The following is a 14,608-nucleotide window of genomic DNA, read 5'->3' on the forward strand; positions in this document are numbered from 1 at the left end:
GCGCCACATGTCTGACATGCTCGATCATCTGGTCGCACAGGTACTCACCGTACAGGTACGGCTGTTGGCCTGCCGCGAGCGACTTGCTGCCGACACCGACAGCGAGGCCTTGCACGATCTGCGAACCACCTTGCGCCGCTTGCGCAGCCTGCTGCGGCCGCTGCGTGGGTTGCCCGGTGTCGAGCAGCTCGAGGAAGCTGCAAAGTCGCTGGGCACGCTGACGACACCGCTGCGCGACAATGAGGTACTGGCTGCAGAGCTGGTGGCGCGGGGGCATGCGCAGCCTGGGCAAAAACGCCTGGAAGGCCGCGCCAGCAGCTACGCCAGCGTCGCCGCCAGCCCGCAGCTGACACGCGTGCTGGCCATTGTCGATGCGTTCCCGTTGTTCCTGCGGGCTGCCGGGCGCGAAGGCCTTACCAGGTCCCTGGACAAGCGCATCGACAAGGGCCTGGTCAAGCAGTGGCGAAAACTCGAAGCGGCCCTGAAGGACCCTGCGCACGACCGCCACCGCCTGCGCCTGCTGATCAAGCGCGCACGTTACGGTGATGAGGCGTATCCGCAGCTCGACCACGCCGGCAAGCGCCTGCAGCAGGTGCTCAAGCGCGCACAAGGCGACCTTGGCGACTGGCATGACCGCCTGCAGTGGCTGCTGCAGGTGCGTGAACATCCAGACTTGCTGGTTTGCCAAGGTGAGTGGGAGCAGGAGCTGCATCAGGCTGAACGCAAGTCTGACAAGACGCTGGAGGCCCTGCGCAAGGCGTTGGTGCGTCGCAAGCCTGGACATTGACCGATATGAAGGCTGTGGTGTGAGCAGTTGGTGGCTAGGATGGGCAGACACGTCGATTGCGACCTGCTCAGGAATTGCCCGATGAACTTCACTCAGATGCTCGAGGCCGCCAGGGCCAACCCCGACAACATCAACGTGCCGGTCAGCTGGGCTCAGGGGCGGGCGGTGTTCGGGGGGCTGATGGCAGCGATGGTGTTCGAGGCCATGCGCCAGCGGGTGGAGGGTGATCGCCCCGTGCGCTCGCTGGCTATCAGCTTTGTTGCGCCGGCGGCGCCCGAGGTACCGCTTCGGCTCGAAATCGAGTTATTGCGCGAGGGGAAGGGGGTCAGCACCTTGTTGGGTCGGGCCGTGCAGGACGGCCAGGTGGTCACCTTGGTCCAGGGTAACTTCGGTGCCTCACGCGCTTCGGTGGTGCAGGTGCCTGCCTTGCCGCCCGAACCCATGAAAGCCCTGGCTGATTCAGCGGAGGAATTGCCCTTCATGCCAGGGATTACACCCGCGTTCATGCGGCACGTGGCCTTGCGCTGGGGCGTGGGCGACTTGCCGTTCACAGGCAGCAGCGCACGCAAGATGGGTGGCTGGGTGCGCCTGCGCGACATCGCGGCGCAGCCGCTCAGTGAAGCTCACCTGCTGGCATTGGTGGATGCCTGGCCGCCCAGCCTGCTTCCGTTCTTGAAGCATCCTGCTGCGGGCAGCACGTTGACCTGGACCATTGAGTTCGTCCAGCCGATCGCGCAGGCGTCTGCGACTGACTGGTACCGCTACTGCGTGGAAACCGAACATGCGCGTGACGGTTATGGCCATGCGGCGGCCGCGTTGTGGGCCGCCGACGGGGCTTTACTGGCGTTGAGCCGGCAGACTGTCACCGTATTCGCCTGATCTAGCCCGGATGCCGATGGCTGTGTCGCTGCAGGCTCGCGCCTGCAACCAGGGCAATGGCGCCGACGGCGGTTTGCGTCAGGTCGATGCCAAACAGGCCTGACAGCACCAGTAACCCACCCAGTATGCACAAAGGCACGGCAATGAAGTGTGGCGCAGGGTTGCCCGAGTGGCGGTGATTGTGGGCGTGGCGTCGCCATTGCCAAGCGGGCAGGTGGGGCAGGTATTTGTTCATGGGCAGTTCCTCTCGGTCATGCCCAAAGCTTAGTGCGGCCCCATGCAGTGGGCCAATCGAGGCTGGCTATGGCGACTATAGCTTCAGCTGGCCTATGGCCTTGTTCAGCGCGCCGGCCAGGGTGGCCAGCTCGGTGCTCGTGTTGGCCGAGCCCACGGTCTGCTGCACCGTCTGCTCGGTGACATCGCGGATACTCACCACGGCGCGGTTCATCTCTTCTGCAACCTGGCTTTGCTGCTCGGCCGCCACGGCAATCTGGGTATTGCTCTCACGCATCTGCGCCACAGCCCCGGTAATTTCCGCCAGTGCGGCCCCGGCTTCCTGAGCCTGCCTGACGCAGTCGTCGGCCTTGTAGGAGCTTTCTTGCATGAAGTCCACAGCATCGCGGGTGCCTGACTGCAAGGCGGACACCATGGTGGTGATCTCGTCGGTGGAGGTCTGCACGCGCTTTGCCAGGTTGCGCACTTCATCTGCCACCACTGCAAACCCACGGCCCAGGTCACCTGCACGCGCCGCCTCGATGGCGGCATTGAGTGCCAGTAGGTTGGTCTGCTCTGCGATGCTGTGAATCACGCTGACCACGCCATTGATCTTCTGGCTGTCTTCCGCCAGCTGGCGAATCATCTCGGCGGTCTGCTGCACGCCGCTGGACAAGCCCGAAATGGACGTCTGGACGCGGCTCACCACTTCCTTGCCACTGCCTGCCAGGGTGTCGGCCGTCTGCGACAGGTCACGGGTGGCCCCTGCGTGCTGGGCGATGTGGTGCACCGTGGCCGACATTTCATTGATGGCCGTGGCCGCCTGGTCAGTCTCACTCTGCTGGCCCAGCATGCCGTGACGCACGTCGCTCATGCTGGCAGCCAGGCGTACGGCGCCGGAGTCCAGTTGCGCTGCCGTGTGGGCGACGGTACTGACCACCCGGTGATAGGTTGCCTGCATGGCGTTGAATGCGCCGGCCATCTGGCCAACTTCGTCACCGCAGGCCAGCGGTACCCGGGCGGCCAGGTCGCCAGTCTTTTCCACGTGCAGCATCACATCCTTCAGGGTGTTCAGCTGGCTGAGCAAGAAGCGGATCAGCAACTGCGAGGCACCTAGCATGGCCAGCATCAGGATCAGTACGCACACCGCGTAATTGGTGAACCGCTCCACGAACACCTGACGCAGGCTGGGCGCCTGTGCGATCACGGCGACCTGGCGGTCGCCCAGGCTCAGTACCTGCGCACCCTCGATGGGGTCTTCACCCAGCAGGTGATCACCAGGCAGGTTTACCCAGCCTTGAGCGTTACGCAGATCGTCGAGGGGCTCGCCGGCAAAGGTTGGCGTTTGCCCGGCCGACCAGCTGACGACGGCGGCAGCGCGGGGCAGTGCCTGGCCTGCCGGCCAGGCCGCAAGCACTTCAGCCTGCGCCACGGCCTGGCGCTGCGCTGCCTCGGCGCGCGCACGCTGCTCCAGGTGCACGGCATACAGCACCAGCAGTAGGGTCGTGACAAAGGCCACCGCGTTGACGGCCCAGAACTTGTATTTCAGTGAAACATTGCTAAGCCAGGCACCCATGGGTAGGTCTTCTCTGAGTTGAGCGGAAACAGTATTGGCAAGGTGCCATCATTGTGCCGCTGACTGCCAGCGAGGGTGTTGATATGTATCAAGAAACAACGGGCACTGAAGGCAGGCCGAAGAAGGTACGTGCAGTGTCGGTGGTATGCGCAGCGGTTGTCTCGATACGCTCGGATCGGTGCAGCGCAACCTCCCTTAGCACCTCGCCCAGGTAGGCCGGTTCGTTGCGACCGCTTTTGGGCTTGGGCCGCAGGCTGCGCGGTAACAGGTAGGGCGCATCGGTTTCGAGCATCAACCGGCCTGCAGGCACATTGCCCACCAGCGCATGCAGGTGAGTGCCGCGCCGTTCGTCGCAAATCCAGCCCGTAATGCCTATATGCAGATCCAGGTCCAGGTACGCATACAGCGCTTCACGTTCACCGGTGAAGCAGTGCACCACTGCGCCTACCAGGTGGTCGCGGTACTCCTTGAGAATCGCGACCAGGCGCTCGCTGGCATCGCGTTCGTGCAGAAAAACCGGCATCTGCGTTTCCACCGCCAGCGCCAGTTGCCCATGCAGGGCGGCTTCCTGCTGTGGGCGAGGGGAAAAATCGCGGTTGAAGTCCAGCCCGCATTCACCCACTGCTCGCACCCGAGATTCTTTAAGCAACTGGCGTAAACGCTGCTCGCTCAAGCTGTCCCAGCCTTGGGCATCATGGGGGTGTACGCCTGCCGTGGCGAACAGGTGCGCGCCTGTTTCGTCAAGCTGATGGCACAGCTCCAGCGCTTGTTCGCTGACGGGCAGGCTGGTACCGGTCAGCACCAGTTGCGCCACATTCGCCTGCAGGGCGCGCTGGAAAACCTCGGCCTCTCGGCCCTGGAAACTGCTGTTGGTCAGGTTGACGCCGATATCGATCAGTTGCATGGTGCTACCTCGTGCCGCGGGGCGGCCAGCATAGCAAAAGCTTGCGTTTTTCTGAAAATCCAAGAACTTCATATGCTTGTAGAGGTCTTTTGCCGTCAAACCTCATGTGGCGATGGCCTGGTCAACCGGCCCCCACACCCCACGGATACGCTGCCTATGCCGCGATACTGGCTTGTTTTCCTGCTAACGCTCTGCCTGCCCCTGGCTGCGTATGCACAGGCGCGGGCGCCAGGCCCGCAGCACATTCCTGCGGCCAAGGCCCGCGACCTGCAGCAGATACGCAGCAGCAAGGTGTTGCGCGTGCTGGTCAACCAGAGCCGCAACAGTTCGGGCGAAGTGAAAGGCGAACCGGTGGGCATCGAATATTACCGGCTACGGGCCCTGGAGCATTTTCTCAACGCGCGTGTCGAGGACGGCCAGCGGTTGCAGCTCAAGCTGATCCCGCGGGCCAAGGAGCAGTTACTGGGCGCCCTGGCGCGGGGCGAGGGTGACCTGGCAGCACCGGGCGAACTGTTCGACCCTGGGGTAGTGCGTGGCGTCACGGCCACTGCGCCCATACGCGACCACGTAGCGCTGACGCTGGTCGGGCGCAAGGGTGAGCGCGGCTTCACCCAGGTGGAGCAGTTGTCTGGGCGTACCATCGCCCTGACCAGTGCCAGTGCCGCCGGCCCGCTCATTCAGCAGGTCAACCAGCGGCTGGCCTTGCGCAAGCGCCCGCCCATCAAGGTGGAATGGGTGGATTCAACGCTGGCGGTGGAGGATGTACTGGAAATGGTGCAGGCCGGCATCTATCACCTCACGGTGGTCGAGCAGCCGATTGCCCAGCGTTGGTCCAGAGTGATGCCACGCCTGCGCCTTAACCCGGGTGTACACCTTGGGCCGCCGCAGGCCATGCGCTGGTATGTGGGGCGCGATACGACCGAGCTGCAGGCCGCGGTCGACCGGTTTCTTCAGGGCTACCGTGCACCGGGCAACCAGGACGCTGCTTTCGAGCGTATCTACCGCCGCCAGTACCGTGTTCATGACCCCCTGGCAAGCAAGGCCCGCCAGCGCCTGGCCTCCGTGCGCTCGGTCTTGCAGAAGCATGGTGATGCGCAGCAGATCGACTGGCTGAACCTGGCGGCGCTGGCGTTCAAGGAGTCGACCCTGAACCCGACGGCGCGCGGCGCGGGTGGGGCGCATGGGTTGATGCAGATCACCCCCTCGGCGGCTCAACGGGTAGGGGTGAGCAATACGTCAACGGTGGATGGCAATGTGCAAGCGAGTGCCCGCTACCTGGCGCTGATCCGCCGCAAGTTCTTCTCCAGCCCGCGCATCAACGAGCGTGAGCGCATGGCCTTCGTCCTGGCTGCCTACAACCTGGGCCCGGAGCGGGTGCAGGCCATGCGCGCCGAAGCCCGCAAACGCGGCCTCAACGGTAACCAGTGGTTTTTCCAGACCGAACGGATTGCCATGGAGCAGGTGGGCATGGGGCCGGTCAACTTCGTCAACAGCGTGAACAAGTACTACGTGGCGTTCAACCGCCAGCGTGGGGTGCTCGAGCGCGTGGTGAAGCGCTGAGCGGCCAGGCTGGCGGAGGCTGTAGCCGAGCCGCTTGCAAGTTGTGGCACATCGCTCTAGCATACCGCTTGCGCCGATTTAAACAGCTACTTGCGGGGCGCAAAAACGCCCCAGGGGTGTTTTCAAATACCGCTAAAGCGCTGGTTCGGTGATGCCTCCCACCGCTGCCCAGCGGGATTTGCGAGGCAGAGAAAGCGCCATGAGTTGCCCACGTACCAGTGTCTGTTTAAGCCCTTTGCCTGCCAGCCAGGCGTCCCGTACACCGCGCATTCTGCTCGGTGGTCAGCATCAGCCCACCCTGTTGCGCCATCTCGAAGGCCTGTCTCGCCGCCGAGGCCAGGCCCGCGCCTTTCTGATCCAGTTTGCCGAAACCGGGCAGCACCTTGCCCAGTACGCCAATGATCGCTTTGACCTGGCGGTCATCCAGGCGCCCGCGCCGGAAGACGCTGCCGAAATCATCGGCAACTTGGTGCGCATTGCCCGCCAAGGCCTGATCACAGGCCGCTGAGGAGCGCTCAGTTGAGTACCAACATCATCACTGTTCAGGGCCATGAGGCGCTTAAGAAAGAGCTGGATCATCTCTGGCGGGTCTATCGCCCGGAAATCACCCAGAAAGTGACCTGGGCTGCATCGCTGGGTGATCGCAGCGAAAATGCCGATTACCAGTACAACAAGAAGCTTCTGCGCGAAATCGACCGGCGGGTGCGCTACCTGCGCAAACGCCTGGAGGACGTGAAAGTGGTGAGCTATGCGCCCGAGCAGGAAGGCCGGGTGTTCTTCGGCGCCTGGGTGGAAATCGAGAATGACGACGGCGCATCACTGCGCTTTCGCATCGTCGGTTACGACGAAATCCATGGGCGCAATGATTACATCTCGATCGATTCACCCATGGCGCGTGCCTTGCTAAAAAAACAGCAGGGCGATGAGGTGGTGGTGCACACCCCTACCGGCGAGGCAAGCTGGTACATCAACACCATCAGTTACACCCAGTAGGCGCACAGCCTTCCTGTGGCGCCTTAGCCATCGCGCAGCACGGCCAGTGGGCTTGCATTCAGCGCCCTGCGGGTGCCCAGTACGCCGGCCCCGCCTACCAGCAGTGCGCCAGCCACCGGCATCACCAACAGCCAGGGGTGCGGCCCCCAGGGCAGGTCGAACGCGTAGCGGTACAGTACCCAGGTGATCAGCTCGCAACCCGCGGCTGCCAACAACCCGCTGACTGCGCCCAGCAGGCCAAACTCGATACGGCGTGCTTTTACCAACAACGGTCGGGCCGCCCCCAGCGCCCGCAGCAGTGCACCTTGGCGGATACGCTCGTCCAGCGTGGCTTGCAGGCCTGCGAACAGCACGGCCAGCCCCGCAGCCAGCACGAACAACAGGACGTACTCCACAGCCAGCGTCACCTGCGCGAGGATGCTGCGCAGTTGATCCAGCAGGGCGTCAACCTGCAACAGCGTCACCGCAGGGAAGGCACGCGACAGCGCGACGACGTCCAGGTCATGCCCCGCCGCCAGGTAGAAGCTGGTCAGGTAGGTGGTAGGCAGGCCCTGCAACGTGCCAGGCTGGAAGATCATGTAGAAGTTGGGCTGAAAGCTGTCCCAGTGCACGCTGCGCAAGTTGATCACCCGGGCCTGACGTTGCTGCCCGCCGATATCGAACGCCAGCAGGTCACCCAACTTCAACCCCAGGCTGACAGCGAGTTCCGCCTCTACCGACACGCCGGGCACTTCGTCGCCTGCCGGCAGGCCTTGCCACCAGTGGCCCTCGGTCAGGGCGTTGCCCGTGGGCAGGTCCTGAGCCCAGGTCAGGCTCAGGTCACGTTGCACGGCGCGCTCGCCCGCCGAGTCCTTGCTGACGATCTGCTGCACCGGCTCGCCGTTCACGTGCACCAGCCGGCCCGGGGTGACCGGGTACAGCGGGGCGGCGGCTGCATTGATCTGTTTCAGGTGCGATGCGAAGGGTTCGCGATCGTCTGGCAGAATGTTGAGTGCAAAGTAATTCGGGGCATCCTTGGGCAGTTGCGCCTGCCAGGTGTCCAGCAGTTCTGCGCGCAGCAGGGCGACGAGGCCCATCGCCAGGAGAATCAGGCCAAATGCCAAGGCTTGCCCCGCCGCCGCCATGGGGTGGCGCAGCAGCTGGCCGAGCCCCAGGCGCCAGGCCAGTGGCGCGTTCGCCAGCAAGCGCCTCAGGCTGCGCAGGCTCAGCAACAGCAGGCCGCCGAGTGCCAGCGCTGTCACCAGGCCGCCGGCCAGTAATGCGAAGGTCAGCAGCAGGTCCAGGCTCAGGCGCCACATGATAAGGCCGAGCGCGAGCAGCGCCGCGCCGTACACGAACCAGCTGCCTGGCGGCACGGGCAGCAGGTCGCGGCGCAGCACCCGCAGCGGCGGCACCCGGCCAAGGGCTGCGATGGGCGGGAGGGCAAAACCTGCCAGCGCCACCAACCCGGTGGCGATCCCCGCAAGGGCAGGGGCGGCGTCCCCCGCTGGCACGGTGCTGGGCAGCAGGCCTTGCAACAGCCGGAACAGGCCCAACTGGGCAAGCCAGCCAAGCACGCCACCGGCGGCTGCCGCTGCGATGCCCAGCATGGCCAACTGCAGGCTGTAGAGGGTCAGCGCCTGGCGGCGCGAAAGCCCCAGGCAGCGCAGCAGCGCGCTGGCATCCAGCCGCCGGGAGGCATAGCGGCTGGCCGACATGGCGACGGCAACGCCCGCCAACAGCACCGCCACCAGGCTTGCCATGTTCAGGTAGCGCTCGGCTTTACCCAGCGCGCCGCCAATCTGCTGGTTGCCATCACGGGTATCGCGCAGGCGCTGACTGGCTGCCAGGTGCGGCTCTACAGCCTGGCGGTACTGCGCCAGCGCGTCGGTAGTGCCGCTCCACAGTTCGCGGTAGGTGACCCGGCTGCCTGGCTGGACCACGCCTGTGGCGGGCAAGTCCGCCAGGTTCATCAGTACCCGCGGCGTTAGGCTATAGAAGTTGTTGGCGCGGTCTGGCTCATACGTCAGCACCCGGCTCAGGCGCAGGGTTTTCATGCCCACGTCGATACTGTCACCTACCTTCAGCCCCAGTGCCGCCAGCAGCCGGGGCTCCACCCACGCCTCGCCGGGGGCGGGGAGGCCGCCAGGGCTTTCTTCGGCATAGGGCTGGGCGGCGCTGCGCAGTTGCCCGCGCAGTGGGTAAGCGTTATCGGCGGCCTTGACGCTGGACAGCTCGATGCCGCTGTCGCCGCCCACCACGCTGGTGAACTCCACCACTTGTGCGTGGCGCAAACCCTGGGCGGTCCCCGCGGTGATCTGCGGTTCGGCAGCCGGCGCGCTCCCTTGCAGCACCAGGTCGGCCCCCAGGAACTCGCTGGCACGCAACTGCATGGCGCCGTTCAGGCGGGCGCCGAAATAGCCGATGGCAGTGCTTGCCGCCACCGCCACCAGCAACGAGAAGAACAACACGCGCACTTCGCTGGCGCGCAAGTCCCGTAGCAGCTGGCGCGCAGCCAGCCCCAGCAGCCGTGCCAGGGGCATCCGTGTCATCCTGCCTCCAATGGCGCGACCAGGTGGCCGGCATCCAGGCGGATCTGACGGCGGCAGCGGCGCGCCAGGCGTTCGTCATGGGTGACCAGCACCAAGGTGGTGCCCCGTTCCTGATTCAGTTCGAACAACAGGTCACTGATGCGCTCGCCGGTGTGGCTGTCGAGGTTGCCGGTGGGTTCGTCGGCGAACAACACGGCGGGTTGTGCGGCGAATGCGCGTGCGATGGCCACTCGCTGCTGCTCGCCACCGGACAACTGCCTGGGTGTGTGGCTCAACCGCTGGCCCAGGCCAACGCGTTCCAGCAGGGTGCGGGCATGTTCCCTGGCATCGCGGCGGCCATCCAGCTCCAGGGGCAGCATGACATTTTCCAGGGTGTTGAGGCTGTCGAGCAGTTGAAACGACTGGAATACGAAACCCACGTGTTCGGCGCGCACCCTGGCGCGCTGGTCTTCATCCAGCGGCCCGAGGTCGTGGCCTGCCAGCAGCACGCGACCGGCGCTGGGTTGGTCAAGGCCTGCCAGCAGGCCGAGGAGGGTGGATTTGCCGGAGCCGGAGGCGCCGACGATTGCCAGCGAATCGCCGGCGGCAAGATCCAGTGACAACGCGTGCAGAATCACCAGTTCGCCTTCCGCGCTGGGGACCACTTTGCTAAGGTTCTGCGCAACGAGAATGCTGGGGCCCATGGAGAATCCAATGCGAAGAAGGTGGTTGAGTGCCGTGCTGGTCCTGTGTTGCCTGGCCCAGAGCGCCACGGCGGGGACACTGCTGATCGTTGGCGATAGTATCAGCGCCGGTTTCGGGCTGGATACCCGCCAGGGTTGGGTCTCCCTGTTGCAGACCCGCCTGCAGCAGGAAGGTTTCGACGACAAGGTGGTCAATGCCTCCATCAGCGGTGACACCAGCGCGGGGGGCCAGGCGCGGCTGCCGGCGCTGCTTGCGGCGCACAAGCCTGGGGTGGTAGTGCTGGAACTGGGAGGCAATGACGGCCTTCGTGGGCAGCCGCCTGGGCAATTGCAACAAAATCTTGCTTCGATGATCGAGCAGTCGCACAAGGCCGGGGCCAAGGTGCTGTTGCTGGGCATGCGCCTGCCGCCAAATTATGGCGTGCGTTACACCGAGGCATTTGCACAGGTCTACCAGCAATTGGCAGCGGACAAACACGTCGCGTTGGTGCCGTTCTTCCTCGACGGGGTAGGGGGTGTGCCGGAATTGATGCAGGCCGATGGTATCCACCCTGCGCAAGGTGCTCAGCAACGCCTGCTGGAAAATGCCTGGCCGGCGCTAAAACCCTTGCTGTGACGCTTTAAACGGGGCCGGCTTTCGGCTAATGTTGCGCCCCCCGTTTCGAGTGCCCCCGATGCCGCGCCCTGCCTGGTCCCTGTATGCCTATCAACTGATCGAGCCCGACGAGCAGCTTGACCTGTTCGCCTGCCAGGAGGTGCGTGTCCACCTGGTCGCCCGCCAGCTCGAGTTGGGCGTGCCGGTCGACAGGACATTGTGCGGGGGGTTGCTGCCGGCTCACCCTCGCTGGTCCGGGGTGCCGCAGTCGATCTACCGCGATGGCCGTCTGTGTGACCTTTGCCGTGCCATACTCGATGCACAACGGCGTGGCATGCGGCCCATCTGGCCCGAACTGCAGGCCAGTTGAAGCCGGGCCCTTTCATCATCTGCAAAGGCTTGCAACGCGCCAATGCCTCCCGCTGGCCCGGGGGCGGGTGTACAATCGAACCTCTTGACTCACCTTTCGAAGGATTTACCGGATGTTGCCGCGCTTTCCTGCCGTCACCCGTAGCCTGTCCCTGGCCGCCCTGCTGGTAGCGGGCCCCGCCGCCGCGCTGGAGCTGCCGCTGCCACCGCCCGGTGATGACCTGGTCGGTCAGGTGCACGTCATCAAGGCAAAGTACGAGGACACCTTCGCCGACATCGGCACCGCCAACGACCTGGGCTACCTTGAAATGATCGCGGCCAACCCCGGTGTCGATCCCTGGCTGCCTGGCGCCGGTACGGAAATCATCCTGCCCACGCGCTACATCCTGCCGCCGGGCCCGCGTGAAGGCATCGTCATCAACCTCGCGGAGTACCGGTTGTACTACTACCCCAAGGGGCAGAATGTGGTGCATACCTTCCCGCTGGGTATCGGTCGCGAGGGGTGGGGGTCGCCGGTCGCCAACACCAAGATCACTGCCAAAACGCCGAACCCCACCTGGACCCCGCCTGCTTCCATTCGTGCCGAGCATGCTGCGGACGGTGACATCCTGCCGGCCGTCGTCCCTGCAGGGCCCGACAACCCGTTGGGGCCCTTCAAGTTCACGCTGGGTGTGCCTGGCTACCTGATCCACGGCTCCAACAAAAAGTTCGGTATCGGCATGCGCACCAGTCACGGTTGCTTCCGCATGCTCAACAACAATGTGCTGGAGCTCTCGGGTATGGTGCCGGTGGGCACGCCAGTACGCATCATCAACGAGCCCTACAAGTTCGGGGTCAGTCAGGGCAAGGTATACCTGGAGGCCCACACGCCGCTGGATGACCAAGGCAACCCGTCGGTCGTGGACAAGCATACGGCTGTTATCAACGCCCTGCTCAAGCGCGAAGACCTGGCCAACAACGTGCGCATGAACTGGGACATGGTGCGTGACGTGGTGGCTGCCGAGGATGGCATGCCGGTCGAAATTGCCGTGCCGGCCAATGGCCCTGGCGATGCGCCGATGGTATCCACTATTCCGGCTGAGCTGCAGTAGCCTCGCCTACTGTGTGACAGGGCCTGCCATCGTGCAGGCCTTTTTGTATGAGCTCGACTGCTTTATTGCGGGCAACAAAAAAGCCGACCCACAGGTGGATCGGCTCGATAACAATCCGTGAGGATTATTACTTGCGGCTGGCTTTGTCCAGCATACGCAGTGCGCGCTCGTTGGCTTCGTCAGCGGTCTGCTGAGCCTTCTGAGCGGCTGCCAGTGCGTCGTCAGCCTTACGGTAGGCTTCATCGGCACGAGCTTGAGCACGAGCTGCTGCGTCTTCAGTCGCAGTCAGACGAGCTTCGGTTTCTTTGGAGACGCTGCTGCAACCGGTAGCCAGAACTGCGGCCAGAGCCAGAGCAGAGAATTTCAGAACGTTGTTCATCGTGTTCCCCTTCAAGGACTTTCTATTAAATAGCCATCTCTCAGAAAAGAGAAACTGGCCGGCGTACATAGTACCCATTACTTGTAGTAAGTAAACTGACGGAGCGCAAGAACTGCAAAAAAAAACAGCCCGCTGCTGCACGCTAGAAAGAGGCGCAAGGTGGGCGTGAAACAAAAAGGTGCAGTAATCGCAAGCGGTTGTAGTACCTGTACTTTTTTGTGGAACCAATAGTGACTTGCACTGTCATGGGACGTCTCAGTCCTACAACATCCGACAGCAATTGCTTGCAGCCACCCACAGTTGCGACAGCAGAGTTTGCCCTTTCATGGGTGCGCACCTTGAGCAACCCCTAGTAGGGCGCCTACTATCTTATGAGTGCTACAGATCCGAACGAACGCACTGCTGTGCGGATCGGTCGAAAGCCAAGAGGCGGCGTACTGCATAGTGCGCCGGATGAACCACCCGCTGTAAGGCGAAAAGGTCTGCCAGGAAGACCTGCGAGGAGTAGTGATGAGTGAAGCGCTGACCATCCACCATGACCAGGCCGGTCATCAGTTCGAGACCAGTGTGGACGGTCATCGTGCCTACCTGACGTACATGGACCTGGGCAAGCAGACCCTCGACATCTACCGCACCTTTGTGCCCAACGCTCTGCGGGGCCGGGGTATCGCTGCAGCCTTGACCGAGCAGGCCCTGGCGTACGCCGAGCAGATGGGGTACACGGTCATCCCGTCCTGCTCGTATGTAGAGCGGTACATGGAACGCCAGCAGCGTCATTCCAGCAAAGCCTGACATTCATACCGACCTGTCAGGCTGAGCGAGGTGCTGATCAGCCGCGCTTGCGCTGTGGCAGCACATCCTTGAGCTTGGCGCGCATGCTGCGCAGTGTTTTCTCGGTTGCCGACCAGTCGATGCAGGCGTCGGTGACCGACACCCCGTATTGCAACTGGGCCAGATCCTTCGGAATGGACTGGCAGCCCCAGTTCAAGTGGCTTTCAACCATCAGCCCGATGATGGACTGGTTGCCCTCGAGAATCTGGTTGGCCACGTTCTCCATCACCAGCGGTTGCAGTGCCGGGTCTTTGTTGGAGTTGGCGTGGCTGCAATCGACCATGATGTTGGGCTTGATCTTGGCCTTAACCAGGTCCTGTTCGCAAAGCGCGACGCTGACCGAGTCATAGTTGGGCTTGCCATTACCGCCCCGCAGCACCACATGACCGTACGGGTTCCCTTTGGTGGTGACGATGGACACGCCGCCTTCCTGGTTGATGCCAAGAAAGCGGTGAGGCTTGGACACCGATTGCAAGGCATTGATGGCCACGGTAAGGCCGCCATCGGTACCGTTCTTGAAGCCAACGGCCGAGGACAGGCCCGACGCCATTTCACGGTGGGTTTGAGATTCCGTGGTACGGGCGCCGATGGCGGACCAGCTGATCAGGTCCTGCAGGTACTGCGGCGAAATCGGGTCCAGTGCCTCGGTAGCGGTAGGCAGCCCCATCTCCGCCAGGTCCAGCAGCAGTTTGCGACCAATGTGCAGGCCATCCTGAATCTTGAATGAGTCATCCAGGTAGGGGTCGTTGATCAGGCCTTTCCAGCCGACAGTGGTGCGCGGCTTCTCGAAATATACACGCATGACCAGGTACAGCGTGTCGGACACTTCCTCGGCCAGCACCTTGAGGCGCTCGGCGTATTCGTGGGCTGCCTTGATGTCGTGAATGGAGCACGGCCCAACCACAACGAACAGGCGGTGGTCCTTGCCATCCAGAATATTGCGCACCACTTCGCGACCTGCTGTAACGGTCTGCAGGGCCTTGGTGCTGAGGGGGATTTCCTTCTTGAGCTGATCAGGGGTGATCAGCGTGTCGTTGGAGGCAACGTTCAAGTCATCGATCGGTAAATCAGCCATCGTGTTACTCGTCAGGTCACGGGTGCCGGCCGCCAACAGTCCCCGTGCGGCCCAGCAGCAAGAATAATCGCAGCGGGGAGCCGAACCTTAGCGCGTTAGCGTTGGCGCCACAATGGGGATTACCCCACCTGAATGGGTCAAT

General features: G+C 63.5%; 15 protein-coding genes and 1 pseudogene. 9 read left to right on the forward strand and 7 right to left on the reverse strand.

Going from position 1 to position 14,608, the window contains the following annotated elements:
* Window positions 1–7 precede the first annotated feature (7 nt).
* Window positions 8–787 (forward strand): CHAD domain-containing protein, encoded by a 780-nt coding sequence (locus APH25_RS04185; protein ID WP_060481161.1) that lies wholly within the window; start codon window positions 8–10, stop codon window positions 785–787.
* 81 nt (window positions 788–868) lie between these two features.
* The gene (locus tag APH25_RS04190; RefSeq protein ID WP_060481162.1) at window positions 869–1,666 is read left to right on the forward strand and encodes an acyl-CoA thioesterase II; all 798 of its coding nucleotides are present in this window, start codon (window positions 869–871) and stop codon (window positions 1,664–1,666) included.
* 13 nt (window positions 1,667–1,679) lie between these two features.
* Here the strand turns inward: APH25_RS04190 and APH25_RS04195 are convergent.
* The 3 genes and pseudogenes from APH25_RS04195 to APH25_RS04205 form a co-directional block, all read right to left on the reverse strand.
* A pseudogene (locus APH25_RS04195) lies at window positions 1,680–1,901 on the reverse strand (terminase); the annotation flags it as partial.
* Window positions 1,902–1,976: 75 nt separating this feature from the next.
* Window positions 1,977–3,455, reverse strand: coding sequence for a methyl-accepting chemotaxis protein (locus APH25_RS04200; RefSeq protein WP_060481163.1), 1,479 nt, complete (start codon window positions 3,453–3,455; stop codon window positions 1,977–1,979).
* A gap of 88 nt (window positions 3,456–3,543) precedes the next feature.
* Window positions 3,544–4,359 carry a TatD family hydrolase gene (locus APH25_RS04205; protein ID WP_060481256.1) on the reverse strand — a complete coding sequence of 272 codons (816 nt, stop codon included), beginning with the start codon at window positions 4,357–4,359 and terminating at the stop codon, window positions 3,544–3,546.
* A gap of 156 nt (window positions 4,360–4,515) precedes the next feature.
* Between APH25_RS04205 and APH25_RS04210 the strand changes: the two genes are divergently transcribed.
* The 3 genes from APH25_RS04210 to greB all read left to right on the forward strand — a co-directional run bounded on the left by APH25_RS04210 (window position 4,516) and on the right by greB (window position 6,912).
* Complete coding sequence (locus tag APH25_RS04210) at window positions 4,516–5,919, forward strand: transglycosylase SLT domain-containing protein (protein ID WP_060481164.1); 1,404 nt, start codon at window positions 4,516–4,518, stop codon at window positions 5,917–5,919.
* Between the two features lie 199 nt (window positions 5,920–6,118).
* A complete protein-coding gene (locus APH25_RS04215; RefSeq protein WP_028634532.1) occupies window positions 6,119–6,427 on the forward strand; it encodes a hypothetical protein in 309 nt (102 codons plus the stop codon).
* Between the two features lie 11 nt (window positions 6,428–6,438).
* Window positions 6,439–6,912, forward strand: a complete 474-nt coding sequence (gene greB, locus APH25_RS04220) for a transcription elongation factor GreB (protein WP_060481165.1) — start codon at window positions 6,439–6,441, stop codon at window positions 6,910–6,912.
* A gap of 23 nt (window positions 6,913–6,935) precedes the next feature.
* On the opposite strand, the gene APH25_RS04225 is transcribed toward greB, so the two are convergent.
* Together APH25_RS04225 and APH25_RS04230 are read right to left on the reverse strand one after the other, a co-directional pair.
* Window positions 6,936–9,443: an ABC transporter permease gene (locus tag APH25_RS04225; protein WP_060481166.1), complete on the reverse strand. Its 2,508-nt coding sequence runs from the start codon at window positions 9,441–9,443 to the stop codon at window positions 6,936–6,938.
* Window positions 9,440–10,126: an ABC transporter ATP-binding protein gene (locus APH25_RS04230; protein ID WP_060481167.1), complete on the reverse strand. Its 687-nt coding sequence runs from the start codon at window positions 10,124–10,126 to the stop codon at window positions 9,440–9,442. Before APH25_RS04230 ends, APH25_RS04225 begins: the two co-directional genes overlap by 4 nt.
* Window positions 10,127–10,136: 10 nt before the next feature.
* Here APH25_RS04230 and APH25_RS04235 point away from each other — a divergent pair, with 10 nt between their 5' ends.
* The 3 genes from APH25_RS04235 (at window position 10,137) to APH25_RS04245 (ending at window position 12,181) form a co-directional block, all read left to right on the forward strand.
* The gene (locus APH25_RS04235; RefSeq protein ID WP_060481168.1) at window positions 10,137–10,742 is read left to right on the forward strand and encodes an arylesterase; all 606 of its coding nucleotides are present in this window, start codon (window positions 10,137–10,139) and stop codon (window positions 10,740–10,742) included.
* A 58-nt stretch (window positions 10,743–10,800) separates the two neighbouring features.
* On the forward strand, window positions 10,801–11,091 hold the full coding sequence (locus tag APH25_RS04240) for a hypothetical protein (RefSeq protein WP_028634527.1): 291 nt from the start codon (window positions 10,801–10,803) through the stop codon (window positions 11,089–11,091).
* A gap of 112 nt (window positions 11,092–11,203) precedes the next feature.
* A complete protein-coding gene (locus APH25_RS04245) occupies window positions 11,204–12,181 on the forward strand; it encodes a L,D-transpeptidase family protein (protein WP_028634526.1) in 978 nt (325 codons plus the stop codon).
* 127 nt (window positions 12,182–12,308) lie between these two features.
* Here the strand turns inward: APH25_RS04245 and oprI are convergent, their stop codons facing one another.
* Window positions 12,309–12,560, reverse strand: coding sequence for an outer membrane lipoprotei OprI (oprI, locus tag APH25_RS04250; protein ID WP_003259780.1), 252 nt, complete (start codon window positions 12,558–12,560; stop codon window positions 12,309–12,311).
* Window positions 12,561–13,070: 510 nt separating this feature from the next.
* On the opposite strand from oprI, the gene APH25_RS04255 reads away from it, so the two are divergent.
* A complete protein-coding gene (locus APH25_RS04255; protein ID WP_028634525.1) occupies window positions 13,071–13,352 on the forward strand; it encodes a GNAT family N-acetyltransferase in 282 nt (93 codons plus the stop codon).
* Between the two features lie 37 nt (window positions 13,353–13,389).
* Here the strand turns inward: APH25_RS04255 and APH25_RS04260 are convergent, their stop codons facing one another.
* A complete protein-coding gene (locus tag APH25_RS04260) occupies window positions 13,390–14,466 on the reverse strand; it encodes a 3-deoxy-7-phosphoheptulonate synthase (RefSeq protein ID WP_028634524.1) in 1,077 nt (358 codons plus the stop codon).
* Between the last annotated feature and the right edge of the window lie 142 nt (window positions 14,467–14,608).

The organism is Pseudomonas sp. NBRC 111119, from assembly GCF_001320125.1.
In the GTDB taxonomy this organism is placed as follows: Bacteria; Pseudomonadota; Gammaproteobacteria; order Pseudomonadales; family Pseudomonadaceae; genus Aquipseudomonas; species Aquipseudomonas parafulva.

Coding starts and splice junctions, on each gene's coding strand:
- APH25_RS04185 (WP_060481161.1), top strand. CDS start 8: ATGTCTGACATGCTCGATCATCTGGTCGCACAGGTACTCACCGTACAG.
- APH25_RS04190 (WP_060481162.1), top strand. CDS start 869: ATGAACTTCACTCAGATGCTCGAGGCCGCCAGGGCCAACCCCGACAAC.
- APH25_RS04200 (WP_060481163.1), bottom strand. CDS start 3,455: ATGGGTGCCTGGCTTAGCAATGTTTCACTGAAATACAAGTTCTGGGCC.
- APH25_RS04205 (WP_060481256.1), bottom strand. CDS start 4,359: ATGCAACTGATCGATATCGGCGTCAACCTGACCAACAGCAGTTTCCAG.
- APH25_RS04210 (WP_060481164.1), top strand. CDS start 4,516: ATGCCGCGATACTGGCTTGTTTTCCTGCTAACGCTCTGCCTGCCCCTG.
- APH25_RS04215 (WP_028634532.1), top strand. CDS start 6,119: ATGAGTTGCCCACGTACCAGTGTCTGTTTAAGCCCTTTGCCTGCCAGC.
- APH25_RS04225 (WP_060481166.1), bottom strand. CDS start 9,443: ATGACACGGATGCCCCTGGCACGGCTGCTGGGGCTGGCTGCGCGCCAG.
- APH25_RS04230 (WP_060481167.1), bottom strand. CDS start 10,126: ATGGGCCCCAGCATTCTCGTTGCGCAGAACCTTAGCAAAGTGGTCCCC.
- APH25_RS04235 (WP_060481168.1), top strand. CDS start 10,137: ATGCGAAGAAGGTGGTTGAGTGCCGTGCTGGTCCTGTGTTGCCTGGCC.
- APH25_RS04240 (WP_028634527.1), top strand. CDS start 10,801: ATGCCGCGCCCTGCCTGGTCCCTGTATGCCTATCAACTGATCGAGCCC.
- APH25_RS04245 (WP_028634526.1), top strand. CDS start 11,204: ATGTTGCCGCGCTTTCCTGCCGTCACCCGTAGCCTGTCCCTGGCCGCC.
- oprI (WP_003259780.1), bottom strand. CDS start 12,560: ATGAACAACGTTCTGAAATTCTCTGCTCTGGCTCTGGCCGCAGTTCTG.
- APH25_RS04255 (WP_028634525.1), top strand. CDS start 13,071: ATGAGTGAAGCGCTGACCATCCACCATGACCAGGCCGGTCATCAGTTC.
- APH25_RS04260 (WP_028634524.1), bottom strand. CDS start 14,466: ATGGCTGATTTACCGATCGATGACTTGAACGTTGCCTCCAACGACACG.